Here is an 18,237-nt window from a genome sequence, read left to right on the forward strand (position 1 = left end):
GCGGGTCCGGGCTCAGCCCCCGGCCGGAATGACCGCCGACACCCGGAAGCCGCCCGCGTCCGTCGGCCCGGACACGAACACCCCGCCGAGCCCGACGACCCGCTCCTTCATCCCCAGCAGGCCGTTCCCCCCGCTGGGCAGCCTGGCGTCGGACGCGGCCCCCGGCTCCGGCGGCGGACCGTTCTCCACCTGCATCGCGATCTCCGCCCCCCGATGCGCCAGCCGCACCCGGGTCTTCGCCCCCGCGGCGTGCTTGTGGACGTTCGTGAGCGCCTCCTGCACCACGCGGTACGCGGTCTGCTCCACCATCGCCGCGTACACCCGTGTCTCCCCCTCCACGGAGAGATCGACGACCATGCCCGCGGCGGCGGACTGCCCCACCAGTTCGTCGAGATCGTCCAGACAGGGACCGTCCGACTCCTCCTCGACGGCCCGGGACGCGGCTGCGGCGGCGGCAGCCCCCACGGCCGCCAGCGGCACGGCCTGCACGGGCGCGGAGCCGTACCCCACGCCCCGCGCGGAGCCGTCCCCCGTCCGCAGGACCCCCAGCATCTCCCGCAGCTCGGTCAGCGCCTGGCGCCCCATGTCACCCACCAGCGAGGCGTTCTTCACGGCCTTCTCGGGATCCTTGCGGGCCACCGCCTGCAAGGCTGCCGCGTGCACCACCATCAGACTCACCCGGTGCGCGACCACGTCGTGCATCTCGCGGGCGATCCGGGTCCGCTCCTCGTTGCGCGCCCACTCGGCCCGCTCCTCGGCCCGCTCCGCCAGCAGCTGCAGCTCCCGCTCCAGGGAGTCGGCCCGCTCCCGCAGGCTCTCCATCAGCCGCCGCCGCGCCCCCACGTACAGCCCGAGCAGCACCGGCGGGGCCGTCATCCCGAGCGAGGTCGTGATCGACACGAAGGGGACGAACCAGTCCCCCAGCGCCACATCGCCGCGCACCATCCCCTGGTGCGCCCGCACATAGGTGACGATGAGCATCCCCACCATCGACATCCCGGCCAGCGCCCCGATGATCCGCCGCGGCAGCTCGGACGCCGCCAGCGTGTACAGCCCGACGAGTCCCATCAGGAACCCCATCTGGGCCGGCGTGATCGCGATGGACACCAGCACGACGGCGATCGGCCACCGCCGCCGGAACAGCAGTACGGATCCGGCGACGGCCCCGAACAGCATCCCCGCGGGCACCGGCACCCCGGCCGCCCCCGCGAACGGAAATCCCTCTATCGCACACTCCACGGACGACACCAGCGCGAGGGCCCCGTCGAGCACCGCGCTGCGCCACCTCGCCCACCACCACGGCCCCGCCAAGGCCGCGGTGTGGTCTTCCCCCGTCGTGGTCATGACTCCAGCCTACGGTCGCCGCCCGCCCCTTTTCCGGTGAGTTTCCCGTACTGGCCTACACCACTCCCCGTAATCGAACAGAAGCGAAACGGCCCGTTATCCCTCGAACTGCAGAATCGCCCGCCGTTCGACTCCGGCTCCGTGATCCACACGCCCCCCGTGTGCCGATCTGTACCGTCGCATCGAAGGGCCTTGGTACGGCATAGTGTTGGGTGCCAACTCGACGGCCGACCCTATGTCCGGCTTCAGTCGACTTCCATCCCCCGTGGTGTAATTGGCAGCACTGTGGCTTTTGGTGCCATCTGTCCGGGTTCAAGTCCTGGCGGGGGAGCTGTGGACGTCCGGGCCCTGACAGCACTGTCAGGGCCCGCTCTCATGTCGCTCCTGAAACGCCCCGGTATCCTGCGGATGTCCGCACCCCAGACACCAGTAGCCGAAAGGCATATCCGTGAGCGCCAACCTTCCCCAAGCTCTCGGCTCCGGAGCAGGGGAGACCCCACCCGCAGCCGTCGTCGTTCTCGCAGCGGGTGAGGGCACCCGTATGAAGTCGGCCACACCCAAGGTCCTGCACGAGCTCTGCGGCCGTTCCCTCGTCGGCCATGTGCTCGCCGCGGCGGACGAGTTGGATCCCGAGAACCTGGTCGTCGTCGTGGGTCACGCCCGCGAGAAGGTCACCGATCACCTCGCCGGAACCGCTCCCGGCGTCCGGACCGCCGTACAGGCCGAGCAGAACGGCACGGGGCACGCCGTACGGATGGGCCTCGAAGAGCTGGGCGGCGTCGTCGACGGCACCGTGGTGGTCGTCTGCGGCGACACCCCCCTGCTCACCGGCGCGACCCTCCGGAAGCTCGCCGCGACCCACACGGGCGACGGCAACGCGGTCACCGTGCTGACCGCCGAGGTGCCGGACGCCACCGGCTACGGCCGGATCGTCCGCGACAGCGCCTCGGGCGCCGTGACGGCGATCGTCGAGCACAAGGACGCCTCGGACTCCCAGCGCGCGATCCGTGAGATCAACTCCGGTGTCTTCGCGTTCGACGGGCAGCTCCTCGCGGACGCGCTCGGCAAGGTCCGCACCGACAACAGCCAGGGCGAGGAGTACCTCACGGACGTCCTCGGCATCCTCCGGGAGGCCGGGCACCGCGTCGGCGCCGCCGTCGCGGGCGACCACCACGAGATCGCCGGCATCAACAACCGGGTGCAGCTGGCGGAGGCCCGCCGCATCCTCAACGACCGGCTGCTGCGCGACGCGATGCTCGCCGGCGTGACCGTCGTCGACCCGGCCTCCACCTGGGTCGACGTCACCGTCACCTTCGAGCAGGACGCGATCGTGCACCCCGGCACCCAGCTCCAGGGCGCCACGCACCTGGGCGAGGGCGCCGAGGTCGGCCCCAACACCCGCCTGAACGACACCACGGTGGGCGCCGGCGCCCGCGTGGACAACACCGTCGCGAACGGCGCGGAGATCGGCCCCCAGGCGAACGTGGGCCCCTTCGCGTATCTCCGCCCCGGCACCCGCCTCGGTCTGAAGGCCAAGGTGGGTACGTATGTGGAGACGAAGAACGCCACCGTCGGCGAGGGAACGAAGATCCCGCACCTGTCGTACGTGGGCGACGCGACCATCGGCGAGTACTCGAACATCGGTGCCGCGAGCGTCTTCGTGAACTACGACGGCGAGGCCAAGCACCACACGACGGTGGGCTCGCACTGCAAGACGGGTTCGGACAACATGTTTGTGGCTCCTGTCACCATCGGGGACGGCGCCTACACCGCGGCCGGCTCCGTGATCACGAAGGACGTACCGCCCGGTTCACTGGCCGTGGCCCGTGGCCAGCAAAGGAATATCGAGGGCTGGGTGGCCCGCAAGCGTCCCGGCAGCGCGGCCGCGAAGGCCGCGGAGGCGACATCCCGGGAGGCCGGCGGCGAAAGCTGACCGGAAAAGGTCGGGTCCGACTCGGCGTACCGTGATAGACGCACACCCGCACATCCAGCTGAGACCGCATCTGAGAACTCGACTCATCTCGACATCCGGCTGAGACACCTCTGAGGAGACAGTGCTGTGACCGGGATCAAGACGACCGGCGAGAAGAAGCTGATGTTCTTCTCCGGCCGCGCCCACCCCGAGCTTGCCGAGGAGGTCGCCCACCAGTTGGGTGTCGGGGTCGTTCCGACGAAGGCCTTCGATTTCGCCAACGGTGAGATCTACGTCCGCTACGAGGAGTCGGCCCGCGGCGCCGACTGCTTCCTGATCCAGAGCCACACCGCGCCGATCAACAAGTGGATCATGGAACAGCTGATCATGATCGACGCTCTGAAGCGGGCCTCCGCCCGGAGCATCACCGTGATCATGCCGTTCTACGGTTACGCGCGCCAGGACAAGAAGCACCGTGGGCGTGAACCCATCTCGGCGCGTCTGGTCGCCGACATGATGAAGACGGCCGGTGCGGACCGCCTCCTGACGGTCGATCTGCACACCGACCAGATCCAGGGCTTCTTCGACGGCCCCGTGGACCACCTGTTCGCGCTGCCGCTGCTCGCGGACTACGTGGGCCACAAGGTGGACCGCTCGAAGCTCACGGTCGTGTCCCCGGACGCCGGCCGCGTGCGGGTGGCCGACCGCTGGTGCGACCGCCTCGGCGCGCCGCTGGCGATCGTCCACAAGCGCCGCGACAAGGACGTCGCGAACCAGGTGACCGTCCACGAGGTCGTGGGTGACGTCGAGGGCCGTGTCTGCGTCCTGGTCGACGACATGATCGACACCGGTGGCACGATCTGTGCCGCGGCGGACGCGCTGTTCGCGCACGGCGCGGAGGACGTCATCGTGACGGCGACGCACGGTGTGCTCTCGGGTCCGGCGGCCGACCGCCTGATGGCCTCGAAGGTCAGCGAGTTCGTCTTCACCGACACCCTGCCCACCCCGGGTGAGCTGGAGCTCGACAAGATCACGGTCCTGTCGATCGCGCCGACGATCGCGAACGCGGTCCGCGAGGTCTTCGAGGACGGTTCGGTGACGAGCCTCTTCGACGAGTAGTCGAGGACCCCTCTAGATCGATTTCTTGTACGGCCTCCCCGCCACGTAAGCTGTCACAGTTGCTCGGCGAGGGAGGCCGCACTCTTTGGTGCGGCGGTCCGTTATCGACGCGCTCTTCGTAGCAGGCCGACGGTTCGGCCGGGTGACTTCTTCCCTGGCTTTCCCTGAACTACGAGGAGTGATCATGTCCGAGGTCAAGCTCGCCGCCGAGACCCGTAACGAGTTCGGCAAGGGCGCCGCGCGCCGCATCCGCCGTGAGAGCAAGGTTCCCGCGGTGGTCTACGGCCACGGTGGCGAGCCGGTCCACATCACGCTGCCGGGCCACGAGCTGCAGCTCGCCCTGCGCACCCCGAACGTCCTGCTGACCCTGGACATCGAGGGCAAGACCCAGCTCGCGATCCCGAAGGCCGTCCAGCGTGACGCCATCAAGGGCTTCCTTGAGCACGTCGACCTGCTTCTGGTGACGCGCGGCGAGAAGGTCAACGTCGAGGTCTACGTGCAGACCGAGGGCGACCTGGCCCCGGGCGCGTTCATCCTTGAGCACGTGCTGAGCACGCTGACCGTCGAGGCCGAGGCCACGCACATCCCCGAGTCGGTCACCGTCTCCATCCAGGGCTTGGAGGCCGGCGCCTCCATCCTCGCGAAGGACATCACGCTGCCCGAGGGCACCACGCTGTCCATCGACGAGGACGCGGTCGTCCTGCAGGTCCTGGCCGCCCAGTCGGAGGAGCCCTCGGACGACGCGGCCGACGAGTCCGCCGAGGCCTGATCCCGCACCGGATCACTGTTCGCCGGCCGCCGCTCCCCAGGGGGCGGCGGCCGACGCGTATCCCCCGAACCGCACCGGCAGCGCCGGTCAAGGACTTATGGGAGTGACGGACGTGACCACGGAACCAGGCGCGCCCTGGCTGATCGTGGGGCTCGGAAACCCCGGCCCCGAGTACGCCATGAACCGCCACAACGTGGGCTTCATGGTGGCCGACCTCCTCGCCGGGCGGATCGGCGGCAAGTTCAAGCGGGCGGGCAAGGCGCAGGCCCAGGTGATCGAGGGGCGGATCGGCCCGCCGGGGCCGCTGAACCGCCGGGTGATCCTGGCGAAGCCGATGTCGTACATGAACCTGTCGGGCGGTCCGGTGACGGGCCTGCGGGACTTCTACAAGGTCCCGACGGCGAACATCGTGGCCGTCCACGACGAGCTGGACATCGACCACGGCGTGCTGCGGCTGAAGCTGGGCGGCGGCGACAACGGCCACAACGGCCTGAAGTCGATGACGAAGGCGATGGGCCCGGACTATCACCGGGTGCGGTTCGGGATCGGGCGTCCGCCGGGGCGTATGCAGGTGGCCGATTTCGTACTGAAGGACTTCTCCTCCGCGGAGCGCAAGGAGCTGGACTACTTCGTGGACCGGGCCGCGGACGCGGTGGAGGCTCTGGTCGTCGAGGGTCTGGAGCGGGCGCAGTCGACGTACAACTCATGACAATGCGGTACGTGAACCCTGCCTGAGCCCCACCGGAGTTGACCGACCGCACGGGCATGGCCAAGGATCGCCGCCATGCCCGCCCATTCCCACGCCCGCGCCTCCCGTCCGAAAACGGCCGCGGCACTGCGGTTCGGGCAGTTCGCGGCGATGGGTACGGTCGCGGTGCTGATCCTGATCGCGGGCGTCTGGGCCTCCTGGGGCACCGCCCAGCACGTGATGCTCACCAAGGGCCGTGAACGCGGCACGATGACGGTCACCAAGTGCGCCGACGACCACTGCACGGGCCCGTACCGGCCCACGTCGGAGGGTTCCACCGCCCGGGACCGGGTCGTCCTCGACAGCGAGGTGGCCGTGGAGAAGGGCCGCACGTACACGGTCGTGGTGAAGCCCGGCACCGACGAGGTCGTCCGCGCGGGCACCGGCGGCCTGCTCTACGCCTGGGTGCCGCTGGGCGGCGCGCTGATGCTCGCCTCGGTGGTGGTGGCGGGCGGTCTGGGCAGGACCCGGCTGGGCTGGGTGCTCGGCGGCGCGGGCCTGGCGCTGGTGACGACGGCGTTCCTGGCGCTCTAGACATGCGGAAGGGGGCCGGGCGGTCGTGACGACCGCCCGGCCCCCTTCCGTGTGTCCGCGGGTCAGCCGGTGTTGCGCAGACCCGCCGCCACACCGTTGACCGTCAGGAGCAGGGCGCGGGACAGCAGCGGGTCCGGCTCGGAGCCGGCCGCGGCCGCGTCGCGCTGCCGCTTGAGGAGGGCCACCTGGAGGTACGAGATCGGGTCCAGGTAGGCGTCGCGGACCGTGAAGGTCTGCTTGAGCACCGGGTGGGCGTCGAGGAGTTCGGCCTCACCGGTGATGCGCAGCACCTCGCGGACGGTCAGCTCGTGCTCGGCCTCGATGGTGGCGAAGACGTGCTGGAGCTCCTCGGGGACGAGGGTCTCGACGTAGTGGCGGGCGATCCGGAGATCGGTCTTGGCGAGCGTCATCTCGACGTTGGAGATGAAGTTGCGGAAGAAGTGCCACTGCTCGTGCATCTCCTCCAGGACGCTGTCGAGACCGGCCTCGCGCAGCGCCTTCAGACCGGCGCCGACACCGAACCAGCCGGGGACGATCTGCCGGGACTGGGTCCAGCCGAACACCCACGGGATGGCGCGCAGGCCGTCGAGCGAGACGCCCGAGCCGGGGCGGCGGGAGGGCCGCGAGCCCAGGTGCAGGTCGGCGAGCTGGTCGACCGGCGTGGAGGCGAGGAAGTACGTCGGCAGGTCCGGGTCCTCGACCAGCCGGCGGTAGGCGGCCTCGGCGGCCTCCGAGACGACGTCCATGGCGGCGTCCCAGCGGGCGAGCGCCTCGTCGGACTGGCGGGGCGCGGTGTGCAGCGCGGACGCCTGGAGGGTGGCCGCGACGGTCAGTTCGAGGTTCTCCCGGGCCAGCGACGGCACGAGGTACTTGTCGGAGATGACCTCGCCCTGCTCGGTCACCTTGATCTCGCCCTCCAGCGTGCCCCACGGCTGCGCGAGGATCGCGTCGTGCGAGGGGCCGCCACCGCGGCCGACGGTGCCGCCGCGGCCGTGGAAGAGCCGCAGGCGTACGCCGTACCGGTGGGCGACGTCGCGCAGGCGCCGCTGCGCCCGGTGGATCTCCCACTGGCTCGTCGTGATGCCGCCGAACTTCGACGAGTCGGAGTATCCGAGCATGACCTCCTGGACATCGCCGCGCAGGGCCACGAGCCGCCGGTAGGACGGGTCGGACAGCATGTCCTCAAGGATGGTGTCGGCGGCCTTGAGCTCGTCGGTCGTCTCCAGCAGCGGCACGATGCCGATCTTCGCCCAGCCGGCGTGCAGATCGAGGAGTCCGGCCTCACGGGCGAGCACGGCGGCGGCGAACACGTCGTCGGCGCCCTGGCACATCGAGATGATGTACGACTCGATGACCTCGGGCCCGAAGACCCGCAGCGCCTTCTTGACGGTCTCGAAGACTCCGAGGGTCTTCGCTCCGGCGGCGTCCAGCGGGGCCGGGGTCGGTCCGAGCGGCCGGCGCGAGCGCAGCTCCTTGGCGAGCAGCTTGTGCCGGTACTCGCGCGGCATGTCCTCGTAGCGCCAGGACTCCTCGCCGAGCCGGTCGAAGAGCTGCCCGAGCGCGTGGTGGTGGGCGTCCGCGTGCTCGCGTACGTCCATGGTGGCGAGCTGCAGGCCGAAGGCGGCGAGCGTGCGGATCGTACGGTTCATGCGGCCGTCGGCGAACAGGGCGCCGCGGTGTTCGCGCAGGGAGCTCTGGATGAGCGTGAGGTCGCGCAGCAGCTCGGCGGTGCCGAGGTAGTCGCGGCCGTCCTCGTGCGGGATGTTCTTGGCGAGGCGGAGCTTGGTGTTCTCCAGCTTCTGGCGGATGCAGGTGGCCTTGAGCCGGTAGGGCTCCTCGGCGTTGAGGCGCTTGTAGCGGGGGCTGATCTCCGGCAGCCGCTCCAGGTCGGACTGCAGCGAGGAGAGCAGTTCCTCGGTGGCACCGGTGTAGCGGATGGAGTTGGAGAGGAAGTGACGCAGTTCGTCGATCAGCTCCAGCGCGTCGTTGATGCCGTGCTCGTGCTGGAGGATGAGGACGTCCCAGGTGACCTGCGGGGTCACGTTCGGGTTGCCGTCGCGGTCGCCGCCGATCCAGGTGCCGAAGGTCAGGGGACGGGTCTCGTCCGGCAGCTGGACGCCGACGCGCTCCAGTTCCGCGGTCAGATCCTCCAGGACGTCCCCGACGGCGCCGGCGTGCAGCTCGTCCAGGTAGTAGATGGCGTTGCGGGCCTCGTCGGCCGGTTCGGGGCGCACGACCCGCAGCTCGTCCGTCTGCCAGACCAGGTCGATGTTCTCGGCCAGACGGGTGTCGTAGCGGCGCCGGTCGGCTTCGATGACCGGGGTCTCCAGCAGGGCGGCGATGCGGCGCAGCTTGTTGAGGACCGACCGTCTGGCCGCCTCGGTGGGGTGCGCGGTGAAGACGGGGCGGACGTTGAGGTTCTTGACGGTGGCGCGCAGGTGCTCGGGGTCGGCGTCCTTGAGGCGGTCGGCCGTCCGGGCGAGCAGGCCGCCCTCGGCGGCGCGCCGGGCGCGCAGCTCGCGGCCGCGGTGCACCTGCTCGGTGACGTTGGCCAGATGGAAGTAGGTGGAGAAGGCGCGGACCAGCTTGGCCGCGGTCTCCAGTTCGGTGCCGCGCAGCAGCTCGGCGGCGGCTTCACCGTCCTCGCGGGTGAGGCGGCGGACCTTCTCGACCAGCTCCAGGAGCTCGGGTCCCTCCTGCCGTACGAGGGTCTCGCCCAGCAGATCTCCGAGGCGGCGGATGTCGGCGCGCAGTTCACTGCCGGTTGTCGTGTTCTGGTCGTCGGCACTGCTCACAGGTGCGGCTCCTTGCAGTGTTGAAGCTCGTCTGGAGGGGAACCCGTCGGCCCGAGGCGGCACGTGCCGCATCAGCGGCTGGGCATACGGGAATGAAACAGAGCGGACCGCGCTGTCCGACCGAGACCAAGGATAGGTGTCCATCCGGACGCGCAGTCTCTCGGGCTCTTGCCCCGGGGCAACGCGCTGCCATACTTACGACGCCGTAGGTTACGCAACCGTAAGCGCTGTTTCCGGCTACCCACAGCCACGCTTACCGGCCACACCCACCCTCCTCGACCCCCCAGGGGACGCCCCCATGACCGCAAGTTCCGACGTGATCGATGACGCCCCGAGGGCGCACGACGACTCCCCCGTCCCCTCCGCCACGCTGGGCGGCGAGAAGAAGCGTTCCATCGAGCAGATCACCCTTCTCCTCTTCATCACCGTCCCTTTCCTGGCCGTCCTGGCGGCGGTTCCGCTGGCCTGGGGCTGGGGTGTGAGCTGGCTGGACCTCGGTCTGCTGGTGTTCTTCTACTTCCTGGGCTGCCACGGCATCACGATCGGCTTCCACCGCTACTTCACCCATGGCGCCTTCAAGGCGAAGCGGCCCCTGCGGATCGCGCTCGCCATCGCCGGTTCCATGGCCGTCGAAGGGCCGCTGGTCCGCTGGGTGGCCGACCACCGCAAGCACCACAAGTTCTCCGACGCCGAGGGCGACCCCCACTCGCCGTGGCGCTTCGGGGAGACGGTCCCGGCCCTGATGAAGGGCCTGTGGTGGGCCCACATCGCCTGGATGTTCGACGAGGAGCAGACTCCGCAGGAGAAGTACGCGCCGGACCTGATCCGGGACCGGGCGCTCCGCGCGATCTCCCGCCAGTTCCTCCTGTGGGCGGGCCTGTCCATCGCGCTCCCCGCGCTGATCGGCGGCCTGGTGACGATGTCCTGGTGGGGCGCGTTCACCGGCTTCTTCTGGGGCTCGCTGGTCCGGGTGGCGCTGCTGCACCACGTGACGTGGTCGATCAACTCGATCTGCCACGCGGTGGGCAAGCGCCCCTTCAAGTCGCGTGACCGCTCGGGGAACGTGTGGTGGCTGGCCGTCCTGTCCTGCGGCGAGTCCTGGCACAACCTCCACCACGCGGACCCGACCTCGGCCCGGCACGGTGTGGAGCGCGGCCAGGTGGACTCGTCGGCCCGTCTGATCCGCTGGTTCGAGCGCCTCGGCTGGGCCTACGACGTGCGCTGGCCGTCACGCTCACGTATCGATTCCCGTCGCAACCCGGACGAGAAGGGCGCCCGGCGCAAGTCGGAGACGGCCGAGGCGGCATGATTGACGGCGTGGCCGACTCCAGCACACCCAGCAATGAAAAGCCGCGGCGCGCACGCCGCACCCGGATGACGGGGGCGGAGCGACGGGCCCAGTTGCTGGAGATCGGCCGCACCCTCTTCGCCCAGAAGGGCTTCGAGGCGACGTCGGTGGAGGAGATCGCGGCGAAGGCCGGCGTCTCCAAGCCGGTCGTCTACGAGCACTTCGGCGGCAAGGAGGGCCTGTACGCGGTGGTGGTCGACCGCGAGATGCGGCGCCTGCTGGACGGCGTGACGAGTTCCCTCACCGCGGGCCACCCCCGGGAACTCTGCGAACAGGCGGCCTTCGCCCTCCTCGACTACATCGAGGAGTACACGGACGGCTTCCGCATCCTGGTCCGCGACTCCCCGATCCCCCAGTCGACGGGCAGCTTCGCGTCCCTGATCTCGGACATCGCCACGCAGGTGGAGGACATCCTGGGCCGCGAGTTCAAGCGCCGCGGCTTCGACCCCAAACTGGCCCCTCTCTACGCCCAGGCCCTGGTGGGCATGGTCGCCCTCACCGGCCAGTGGTGGCTGGACGTCCGCCGCCCCAAGAAGGCGGAGGTGGCGGCCCACCTGGTCAACCTGGCCTGGCACGGCCTGGACGGCCTGGAGGCGAAGCCTCGGCTGATAGGGCGCCGAAAGAGTTAATGCACGTACCACAAGATGAACCTTGTGATATCAATGCACCCATGACTGAGATCGCGATCAGCGCCGCCCGTTCCCAGCTCGGTGACCTCGTCCGCCGCGCGGCCCACGGCCGCGAGACGATCGCCCTCACCGACCATGGTCATGTGGCGGCGCTGCTTGTCTCGCCACAGGTCATAGAGGACTTGGAGGACGCGCTCGCGGTCGCCGACTACCAGCGCCGCAAGGCTGAGGGGACGCTGGGAGAGGGCGTGTCCCACGAGGAGGTCGGGCGCATGCTGGGGCTGCGGCCATGACCTACCGAATCACCTGGGAACCGACCGCCACGAACGCGGCCGTGCGGTTCCTCAAGGACGACCCCGCGGGACTCGCCGCCGTCTACGAAGCCGTCGACACCCTCGCCAAGGAGCCGCGCCCCACCGGCTCCACCGCGTACGGCCCGAACATCCGGCGGCTGCGCGTCGGCGACTACCGCGTCCTCTACGTGATCGACGAGGACGTGATCCGCATCCTGGTCACCAACCTGGGCCGGACCCCCTGAGACAAGGCTCCAGAAACTCCAGCCGGTTGCCCACGGGGTCCTCGGAGTAGAACCGCCGACGTCCGGGAAGTGCGGCGAGCTGGACGTGGTCCACCGCCGTCAGCATCCGGGTCAGCCGGTCTTCCGTGCCACCGCGAACAGCCGCCGGAACGGCAGGACCGTGCCGTACGCGGCCGTCGGGTAGGCCGTGCGGAGCAGGTCGCGGTATTCGGCGGTGAAGGCGTCCCCGGCTTCCGGGTCGTCGGCGAGAGCCGTGAGGGCCGGCCGCATCCCCGTCCCCTTCGACCAGTCGAGGACGGCGTCCTCCCCCTGAAGAAGCTGCATGTACGTCGTCTCCCAGACATCCACCTCGCAGCCCAGCCGCGCCAGCCGGTCCAGATAGACGAGCGGGTCGTGCACCGAGTCGGGGCGCCGGAGGACTCCGCCCAGCCGCCCCTTCCACCGCGGGGAGACCGCGAGTTCGCGCATCAGGGCATGCAGGGGCGCGTCGATGTTGTTCGGCACCTGGAAGGCGAAGGTCCCGCCGGCGGCCACCGCGTCGAGCCACGTCCCGAACGCCTCCAGATGCCCCGGCACCCACTGCAGCGCGGCATTCGAGACGACCAGGTCGTACGTCTCCGCAGGCGCCCACTCCGTGAGGTCCGCGTGGGCGAAGTCCAGACGGCCACCCCCGCCGGTCGACCCCGCGTGCTCCTCGGCGCGGGCCAGCATCTGAGGAGAGTTGTCGTACCCGGTGACGTACGCCCCCGGCCACCGTTCGACGAGCTGGACCGTGACGTTGCCGGGCCCGCAGCCCAGATCGGCGATCCGGGCCGGTTCACCGGGCAGAGCGGGAACGCGGCCGAGCAGTTCCGCGAAGGGCCGCGCGCGATGTTCGGCATGGCGCAGGTACTGCCCCGGATCCCAGGTGGGAGTGGTGGTGGCGGACATCGGGAGCCTCCAAGACGTCAGGACGGGCCGACCTCCACCCTCACACCCCAACTATCTCGTCGTCAAGATACTTCACATCAAGAGACTTCACATCGACACAACCACTACACTGATCGCCATGGAGGACGAGGTCGATCGGCTGGTCGCAGCATGGCGCCGGGAGCGCCCCGACCTCGACGTGGAACCACTCGAAGTGCTCAGCCGCGTGAGCAGGCTCGCGCGGCATCTGGACCGGGCCCGGCGCATCGCGTTCGCCGAGCACGCCCTGGAACCCTGGGAGTTCGACGTGCTGACCTCACTGAGGCGCGCGGGAGCCCCGTACCAGCTCTCCCCCGGGCAGTTGCTCACCCAGACCCTCGTCACCTCGGGCACGATGACGAACCGTATCGACCGGCTTGCGAAGAAGGGCCTCGTCGAGCGGCTCCCCGACCCCAGCGACCGCCGGGGCGTACTCGTGCGCCTCACCGGGGAGGGCCGCGACCGCGCCGACCAGGCGCTCGCCGGACTCCTCGACCAGGAGCGCGCGATCCTCGCGGAGCTCAGCCGGGCCCAGCGCGGCGAACTGGCCGGGCTGCTACGCCAGTTGACCGCCCCGTTCGACAACATCCCCGGCTAGGTCCACCGGACCGACCCCGGCCCGGCGGGCGAGCGCCACGGCCGCGAGGGTCGAGTGCACGCCCAGCTTCCCCAGCACGTTCTGCATATGCGTGCGGACCGTGTGCGGGGAGAGGAACAGCCGCTCGGCGACGGCCTTGCGCCCCAGCCCCGCCACCATGCACCGCAGCACCTCGCGCTCGCGCGGGGTCAGCGACTCCACCAGCCGCTCGCTCTCGGTGCGGTGCTTGCGGGCGGCGGTCAGCTCACGCAGCACACCCGTGAGCAGGGCGGGCGGCAGATGCGTCTCGTCCCGCAGCACCCCCCGGATGACGGTCAGCAGCCGGGACAGCGAGCAGTCCTTGGCCACCCAGCCCGAGGCGCCCGCCTGCAGGGCGAGAGCCGCACGCCGCGGATCGTCCTTCTCGGCGAGTACGACGGTACGGACACCGGGCTGGCCCGAACGGACGCCGGCCACCAGCGAGATGCCGTCGACCAGGCCTTCTTCGTTGTTGTCGTGCACGGGCACGGCCGGGCGGACACCCGGCACATTGCCGCCGAGGTCGGCGTCGACGAGCAGCACGTCGAACCTGCGGCCTTCCGCGACCGCCCGTTCCAGGCAGCGCAGCGCGGCCGGGCCACTGCCCGCCGCGGAGACATCGACATCGGGCTCGGCGGCCAGGGCGGCGGCGAGCGACTCGGCGAAAATACGATGGTCGTCGACGACCAGAACACGGATGCGAACCACAAAAACCCCCACTGGTCGGGGGACGGACCGGCGCAGGTACGGCGCCCGAGGTGTTCCCGAGCCTCCTGTCGGCTCAGAAAACGGGGTGCCGCAGTCGCACGGCCGCCGCCGTGCTGAGACTGCTACCCCCACTTCGGGCGTCGTACCCGACTGTCTCGCCCCCTGATCGGCACCGGCCCCCACCGGTGCTGCTCATCAGAGTAAGGCCGTGCGGCAGGAGCGGAAGGTGATTTGCAGAACTGATTGGCCGACGCGTTTATGGTGTGCCGTATGTTTCGTATCGAGACAGAAGTCGACAAAGAGCGTAGCCAATTCCTGCGGTCTCGGCTGCGGGAGGCCAATACGGCGGCGTCTCCGGTGCTGCGTTCTCTGAGCGGAACCCCTGGTGAACGGGAAGTTCCGCTCCAGGTGTGGGCGGTGGAGCCGGGGGGCTCGGTCGCGGGCGGGCTGATCGGGCACACGTGGGCGACGTGGCTGCATGTCGCCTATCTCTGGGTCGACGGGCGCCACCGCGGGGCCGGGCTCGGGTCGCATCTGCTGTCCCGGGCGGAACGTCTGGCCGTCTCGTCGCGGGGGTGCCGGGCGTCCCGGCTGGAGACGTGGGACTTCCAGGCGCCGGACTTCTACCGGAAGCAGGGGTACGAGGTGGTGTGCGCGATCCCGGACTATCCCCCGGGGATCACGGAGTACACCCTGACGAAGCGCCTGCTGCTCTGACCGGCCCTTCTCTCGCCCCCGCCGCCCCTACCCGTTCCCGTCCACGCATGGGGCTGCGCCCCTCGCCCCCTGATCGCGCTTCGCGCTCGTCCTCAAACGCCGGACGGGCTGAAAGACATCTTTCAGCCCGTCCGGCGTTTGAGGACCGGGGGTTCGGGGGCCGCGCCCCCGAGTCAGTGACGGGAAGGGTAGGGGCGGCGGGGGCGAAAAACCCGTCAGCCCACCCGCCGGGCCCCCTCCGACGGCACCGCCGGGAAGACGCGCGGCGCCGTGTACCCGGCCGCCGCGAACGCCTCACCCACCGCCTTCGTGACCGTGTCCGCGTCCGCCGCCTCGACCAGCACGACGGCCGAGCCGCCGAACCCGCCACCCGTCATCCGCGCCCCCAACGCCCCGGCCTGGTTCGCCGTGGCGACGGCGAGGTCCAGCTCCGGGCAGGAGATGCGCAGGTCGTCACGGAGCGACTCGTGGCCGGCCGTCAGGACGGGCCCGATCCCCCGGATGTCCCCCGCGTCGAGAAGCGCGATGACCTCCTCGACCCGGTGGTCGTCCGAGACGACGTGCCGCACGTACCGCCGCAGCCGTTCGTCCGAGAGCCGGTCGAGCGCCGCGTCGAGGTCCTCGTACGCGAGGTCCCGCAGGAACGGCACGCCCAACTGCCGCGCACCCTCCTCGCAGCCCTCCCGCCGCTCCGCGTACGCCCCGTCGCCCAGCGCGTGCTTGACGCGGCTGTCGACGACGAGGAGCTGGAGCCCCTGGGCCGGGAGGTCGAAGGGGACCTGCCGGATCGACAGGTCGCGGCAGTCGAGGTGGAGGGCGTTGCCCTCGGTGCAGCAGGCGGACGCGGTCTGGTCCATGATCCCGCAGGGCACGCCCACGAAGTCGTTCTCCGCGCGCTGGGCGACGCGGGCCAGCTCGGGCCCGGTGAGGCCGAGTTCGTACAGGTCGTTCAGGGCCAGGGCAGTGACGACCTCAAGCGCCGCCGAGGAGGACAGGCCCGCGCCCGTCGGGACCGTCGAGGCGAGGTGGATGTCCGCGCCGGTGACGGTGTGCCCGGCCTCGCGCAGGACCCACACGACCCCGGCGGGGTAGGCCGCCCAGCTGGTGTTCGTCAGCGGGGCGAGGCCGTCGACGTGCAGTTCGACGACCGGGCCCTCGATGTCGGCCGAGTGGATGCGCAGCACCCCGTCGTCGCGGCGCGAGACCGCGGCCACCGCCGTGTGCGGCAGCGCGAGGGGCATGACGAAGCCCTCGTTGAAGTCGGTGTACTCACCGATCAGGTTGACCCGGCCGGGCGCCGCCCAGATCCCCTCGGGGGGTGTCCCGTACAGCTTCTCGAAACCGCCGCGGACCTGCTGAACCGCTTCCTGCGTCCCCACTAGTGCCCCTCCGCCTTCGCGTTGTTCTGCGCGAACTCCCACGCGTCCGCGACGATTCCCGCGAGATCCGCGCGGGACGGGTTCCAGCCGAGCCGGTCGCGGGCCGTGGCGGCGGACGCGACGAGGACCGCCGGGTCGCCGGCCCGGCGCGGCGCCGCGACCTCGGGGATCGGGTGTCCGGTCACCTTGCGGACGGTCTCGATCACCTCGCGGACCGAGAAGCCGTTGCCGTTGCCGAGGTTGCAGATCAGGTGCTCGCCGGGCTGCGCGGCGGCGACCGCCAGCAGGTGCGCCTCCGCGAGGTCGGCGACGTGGATGTAGTCGCGGACGCAGGTGCCGTCGGGCGTCGGGTAGTCGTCGCCGTAGACGGAGATGGCGTCGCGGCGGCCCTGGGCGACCTGGAGGACGAGCGGGATGAGGTGCGACTCGGGGTCGTGCCGCTCACCGCTGCTGCCGTACGCGCCCGCCACGTTGAAGTAGCGCAGCGAGACGGCGGCCAGTCCGTGCGCGGCCGCCTCGCCCGTGATCATGTGGTCGACGGCGAGCTTGGAGGCGCCGTAGGGGTTGGTGGGCAGCGTCGGCGCGGACTCGGTGATCGGGGTGGTCTCCGGCTCGCCGTACGTCGCCGCCGTGGAGGAGAAGACCAGCGTGCGCACGCCCGTCTCGCGCATGGCGCCGAGCAGGGCCATCGTGCCGCCGACGTTGTTGTCCCAGTACTTCTCGGGCTTCACGACCGACTCGCCGACCTGCGAGAACGCGGCGAAGTGCAGCACGGCGTCGTACGAGGGGTCCAGCCACTTCGCGGCGTCGCGGATGTCGCCCTCGACGAAGGCGGCCCCGGCCGGGACGCCCTCGCGGAAGCCGGTGGAGAGGTTGTCGAGGACGGTCACCTCGTGGCCCGCCTCCAGCAGGTGCTGGGCGACCACGCTTCCCACATAGCCCGCACCGCCGGTGACCAGGTACTTCCCACTCATGAACTCGCTACCTCTCGCAGTCGCTGGGCCGCGGTCTCCGGCGGCACGTCGTTGATGAACACGTTCATGCCGGACTCGGAACCCGCGAGGAACTTCAGCTTGCCGGAAGTGCGGCGGATGGTGAAAAGCTCAAGGTGGAGCGCGAAGTCCTCACGCACCACGCCGTCGAACTCCTCCAGCGTGCCGAACGGCGCCTGGTGCCAGGCCGAGATGTACGGCGTCGGAGGCTCACCTTCGCCGAAGATCCGGTCGAAGCGCCTCAACAGTTCCAGATAGACCTGGGGGAACTCTGTGCGCGCGGCCTCGTCCAGGCCCAGCAGATCGGGCACGCGGCGGCGCGGATACAGGTGCACCTCGTAGGGCCAGTGCGCCGAGAACGGCACGAAGGCCACCCAGTGCTCGGTCTCCAGGACGACCCGCTCGTCGGCGAGCTCCCGCTCCAGCACGGCGTCGAAGAGGTTCTCCCCGCCGGTCGCCTCCTTGTGCGCCGCCAGCGAGCGCAGCATCAGGGCCGTTCGAGGCGTCGTGAAGGGGTAGGCGTAGATCTGCCCGTGCGGATGTCCGAGGGTCACACCGATCTCGGCGCCGCGGTTCTCGAAGCAGAACACCTGCTCCACGGAGGGAAGATGCGACAGCTCGGCCGTGCGGTCGGTCCACGCCTCCAGGACCAGGGCCGCCTGCTCCTCCGTCAGATCGGCGAAGGACGCGTCGTGGTTCGAGGTGAAGCAGACGACCTCGCACCGCCCGGAGTCCCCGGCCAGCGAGGGGAAACGGTTCTCGAACACCGCGACGTCGTACGACGAGTCCGGGATCTCGCTCAGCCGGTCGCCCTCGGACGGGCACAGCGGGCACTCGTCGGCCGGCGGGTGGTAGATGCGGCCCTGCCGGTGCGAGGCGATGGCCACCGCGTCACCGAGCAGCGGGTCGCGCCGTACCTCCGAAGTGGTGACCGTCCGGTCGAGCGGGCGCCGGTCCACCGCGTCGCGCACGGTGTCGTCGCGCGAGTCGTAGTAGATGAGCTCACGACCGTCGGCCAGCCGGGTCGAGGTCTTCTTCACGCCGGACTCCCCATCCCTAACCCGATCAAACCAATAAACAGAATCAAACACATCAAACCACAAACCCCCACGTAAGTCAGCACCACAACCGAACAAAGAAC

At 70.2% G+C, this 18,237-nt stretch carries 18 protein-coding genes, 1 tRNA gene and 1 pseudogene; 12 read left to right on the forward strand and 8 right to left on the reverse strand.

Annotated elements, in window-relative coordinates; genetic code table 11:
• Window positions 1-12 precede the first annotated feature (12 nt).
• Window positions 13-1,344, reverse strand: a complete 1,332-nt coding sequence (locus tag J8N05_RS02550) for a sensor histidine kinase (RefSeq protein ID WP_210880854.1) — start codon at window positions 1,342-1,344, stop codon at window positions 13-15.
• Window positions 1,345-1,603: 259 nt separating this feature from the next.
• Between J8N05_RS02550 and J8N05_RS02555 the strand changes: the two genes are divergently transcribed.
• The 6 genes from J8N05_RS02555 to J8N05_RS02580 all read left to right on the forward strand — a co-directional run bounded on the left by J8N05_RS02555 (window position 1,604) and on the right by J8N05_RS02580 (window position 6,426).
• A tRNA-Gln gene (locus J8N05_RS02555) sits at window positions 1,604-1,675 on the forward strand.
• A 117-nt stretch (window positions 1,676-1,792) separates the two neighbouring features.
• The gene (glmU, locus tag J8N05_RS02560) at window positions 1,793-3,277 is read left to right on the forward strand and encodes a bifunctional UDP-N-acetylglucosamine diphosphorylase/glucosamine-1-phosphate N-acetyltransferase GlmU (RefSeq protein WP_210880855.1); all 1,485 of its coding nucleotides are present in this window, start codon (window positions 1,793-1,795) and stop codon (window positions 3,275-3,277) included.
• A 126-nt stretch (window positions 3,278-3,403) separates the two neighbouring features.
• Complete coding sequence (locus tag J8N05_RS02565) at window positions 3,404-4,375, forward strand: ribose-phosphate diphosphokinase (protein ID WP_210880856.1); 972 nt, start codon at window positions 3,404-3,406, stop codon at window positions 4,373-4,375.
• Window positions 4,376-4,559: 184 nt separating this feature from the next.
• Window positions 4,560-5,144: a 50S ribosomal protein L25/general stress protein Ctc gene (locus tag J8N05_RS02570; RefSeq protein ID WP_210880857.1), complete on the forward strand. Its 585-nt coding sequence runs from the start codon at window positions 4,560-4,562 to the stop codon at window positions 5,142-5,144.
• A 97-nt stretch (window positions 5,145-5,241) separates the two neighbouring features.
• Window positions 5,242-5,853: an aminoacyl-tRNA hydrolase gene (gene pth / locus J8N05_RS02575; RefSeq protein ID WP_210880858.1), complete on the forward strand. Its 612-nt coding sequence runs from the start codon at window positions 5,242-5,244 to the stop codon at window positions 5,851-5,853.
• Between the two features lie 75 nt (window positions 5,854-5,928).
• Window positions 5,929-6,426: a hypothetical protein gene (locus J8N05_RS02580; protein WP_210880859.1), complete on the forward strand. Its 498-nt coding sequence runs from the start codon at window positions 5,929-5,931 to the stop codon at window positions 6,424-6,426.
• Window positions 6,427-6,488: 62 nt separating this feature from the next.
• Here J8N05_RS02580 and ppc read toward each other — a convergent pair whose 3' ends face one another.
• The gene (ppc, locus tag J8N05_RS02585; protein ID WP_210880860.1) at window positions 6,489-9,221 is read right to left on the reverse strand and encodes a phosphoenolpyruvate carboxylase; all 2,733 of its coding nucleotides are present in this window, start codon (window positions 9,219-9,221) and stop codon (window positions 6,489-6,491) included.
• A 298-nt stretch (window positions 9,222-9,519) separates the two neighbouring features.
• Between ppc and J8N05_RS02590 the strand changes: the two genes are divergently transcribed.
• Genes J8N05_RS02590 through J8N05_RS02605 form a run of 4 tightly spaced genes read left to right on the forward strand, consistent with a single transcriptional unit; the run spans window position 9,520 to window position 11,736 of the window.
• Window positions 9,520-10,530 carry an acyl-CoA desaturase gene (locus J8N05_RS02590; RefSeq protein WP_210880861.1) on the forward strand — a complete coding sequence of 337 codons (1,011 nt, stop codon included), beginning with the start codon at window positions 9,520-9,522 and terminating at the stop codon, window positions 10,528-10,530.
• Window positions 10,527-11,198 carry a TetR/AcrR family transcriptional regulator gene (locus J8N05_RS02595; protein WP_055617961.1) on the forward strand — a complete coding sequence of 224 codons (672 nt, stop codon included), beginning with the start codon at window positions 10,527-10,529 and terminating at the stop codon, window positions 11,196-11,198. The genes J8N05_RS02590 and J8N05_RS02595 overlap by 4 nt, the downstream gene beginning before the upstream one ends.
• Window positions 11,199-11,239: 41 nt before the next feature.
• On the forward strand, window positions 11,240-11,491 hold the full coding sequence (locus J8N05_RS02600; protein WP_210880862.1) for a type II toxin-antitoxin system Phd/YefM family antitoxin: 252 nt from the start codon (window positions 11,240-11,242) through the stop codon (window positions 11,489-11,491).
• On the forward strand, window positions 11,488-11,736 hold the full coding sequence (locus J8N05_RS02605) for a type II toxin-antitoxin system RelE family toxin (RefSeq protein WP_210880863.1): 249 nt from the start codon (window positions 11,488-11,490) through the stop codon (window positions 11,734-11,736). Before J8N05_RS02600 ends, J8N05_RS02605 begins: the two co-directional genes overlap by 4 nt.
• Here J8N05_RS02605 and J8N05_RS47195 read toward each other — a convergent pair.
• Both J8N05_RS47195 and J8N05_RS02610 read right to left on the reverse strand, forming a co-directional pair.
• A pseudogene (locus J8N05_RS47195) lies at window positions 11,711-11,806 on the reverse strand (glyoxalase); the annotation flags it as partial. The gene J8N05_RS02605 and the pseudogene J8N05_RS47195 overlap by 26 nt on opposite strands.
• Before the next feature lie 41 nt (window positions 11,807-11,847).
• The gene (locus J8N05_RS02610) at window positions 11,848-12,666 is read right to left on the reverse strand and encodes a trans-aconitate 2-methyltransferase (protein ID WP_210880864.1); all 819 of its coding nucleotides are present in this window, start codon (window positions 12,664-12,666) and stop codon (window positions 11,848-11,850) included.
• Window positions 12,667-12,784: 118 nt separating this feature from the next.
• On the opposite strand from J8N05_RS02610, the gene J8N05_RS02615 reads away from it, so the two are divergent.
• On the forward strand, window positions 12,785-13,282 hold the full coding sequence (locus tag J8N05_RS02615) for a MarR family winged helix-turn-helix transcriptional regulator (RefSeq protein WP_210880865.1): 498 nt from the start codon (window positions 12,785-12,787) through the stop codon (window positions 13,280-13,282).
• On the opposite strand, the gene J8N05_RS02620 is transcribed toward J8N05_RS02615, so the two are convergent.
• Window positions 13,241-14,008 (reverse strand): LuxR C-terminal-related transcriptional regulator, encoded by a 768-nt coding sequence (locus tag J8N05_RS02620; protein ID WP_107015605.1) that lies wholly within the window; start codon window positions 14,006-14,008, stop codon window positions 13,241-13,243. The genes J8N05_RS02615 and J8N05_RS02620 overlap by 42 nt on opposite strands.
• 258 nt (window positions 14,009-14,266) lie before the next feature.
• On the opposite strand from J8N05_RS02620, the gene J8N05_RS02625 reads away from it, so the two are divergent.
• Window positions 14,267-14,725, forward strand: a complete 459-nt coding sequence (locus J8N05_RS02625; RefSeq protein WP_210889974.1) for a GNAT family N-acetyltransferase — start codon at window positions 14,267-14,269, stop codon at window positions 14,723-14,725.
• Window positions 14,726-14,940: 215 nt separating this feature from the next.
• On the opposite strand, the gene galK is transcribed toward J8N05_RS02625, so the two are convergent.
• From galK to galT, 3 genes are read right to left on the reverse strand one after another with little or no spacing between them, the layout of a single operon-like run.
• Window positions 14,941-16,104 carry a galactokinase gene (gene galK / locus J8N05_RS02630; protein WP_210880866.1) on the reverse strand — a complete coding sequence of 388 codons (1,164 nt, stop codon included), beginning with the start codon at window positions 16,102-16,104 and terminating at the stop codon, window positions 14,941-14,943.
• Window positions 16,104-17,078 (reverse strand): UDP-glucose 4-epimerase GalE, encoded by a 975-nt coding sequence (gene galE, locus J8N05_RS02635; protein ID WP_210880867.1) that lies wholly within the window; start codon window positions 17,076-17,078, stop codon window positions 16,104-16,106. Before galE ends, galK begins: the two co-directional genes overlap by 1 nt.
• A complete protein-coding gene (gene galT / locus J8N05_RS02640; RefSeq protein WP_210880868.1) occupies window positions 17,075-18,136 on the reverse strand; it encodes a galactose-1-phosphate uridylyltransferase in 1,062 nt (353 codons plus the stop codon). The genes galE and galT overlap by 4 nt, the downstream gene beginning before the upstream one ends.
• Between the last annotated feature and the right edge of the window lie 101 nt (window positions 18,137-18,237).

Source organism: Streptomyces liliiviolaceus, assembly GCF_018070025.1.
Taxonomy (GTDB): Bacteria; Actinomycetota; Actinomycetes; order Streptomycetales; family Streptomycetaceae; genus Streptomyces; species Streptomyces liliiviolaceus.

Excerpts from the sequence above, each read along its gene's own strand:
- J8N05_RS02570 (WP_210880857.1), top strand. The coding sequence starts at position 4,560 with ATGTCCGAGGTCAAGCTCGCCGCCGAGACCCGTAACGAGTTCGGCAAG.
- J8N05_RS02610 (WP_210880864.1), bottom strand. The coding sequence starts at position 12,666 with ATGTCCGCCACCACCACTCCCACCTGGGATCCGGGGCAGTACCTGCGC.
- J8N05_RS02615 (WP_210880865.1), top strand. The coding sequence starts at position 12,785 with ATGGAGGACGAGGTCGATCGGCTGGTCGCAGCATGGCGCCGGGAGCGC.
- J8N05_RS02590 (WP_210880861.1), top strand. The coding sequence starts at position 9,520 with ATGACCGCAAGTTCCGACGTGATCGATGACGCCCCGAGGGCGCACGAC.
- J8N05_RS02605 (WP_210880863.1), top strand. The coding sequence starts at position 11,488 with ATGACCTACCGAATCACCTGGGAACCGACCGCCACGAACGCGGCCGTG.
- J8N05_RS02595 (WP_055617961.1), top strand. The coding sequence starts at position 10,527 with ATGATTGACGGCGTGGCCGACTCCAGCACACCCAGCAATGAAAAGCCG.
- galE (WP_210880867.1), bottom strand. The coding sequence starts at position 17,078 with ATGAGTGGGAAGTACCTGGTCACCGGCGGTGCGGGCTATGTGGGAAGC.
- J8N05_RS02600 (WP_210880862.1), top strand. The coding sequence starts at position 11,240 with ATGACTGAGATCGCGATCAGCGCCGCCCGTTCCCAGCTCGGTGACCTC.
- pth (WP_210880858.1), top strand. The coding sequence starts at position 5,242 with ATGGGAGTGACGGACGTGACCACGGAACCAGGCGCGCCCTGGCTGATC.
- J8N05_RS02625 (WP_210889974.1), top strand. The coding sequence starts at position 14,267 with ATGGTGTGCCGTATGTTTCGTATCGAGACAGAAGTCGACAAAGAGCGT.
- J8N05_RS02550 (WP_210880854.1), bottom strand. The coding sequence starts at position 1,344 with ATGACCACGACGGGGGAAGACCACACCGCGGCCTTGGCGGGGCCGTGG.
- J8N05_RS02580 (WP_210880859.1), top strand. The coding sequence starts at position 5,929 with ATGCCCGCCCATTCCCACGCCCGCGCCTCCCGTCCGAAAACGGCCGCG.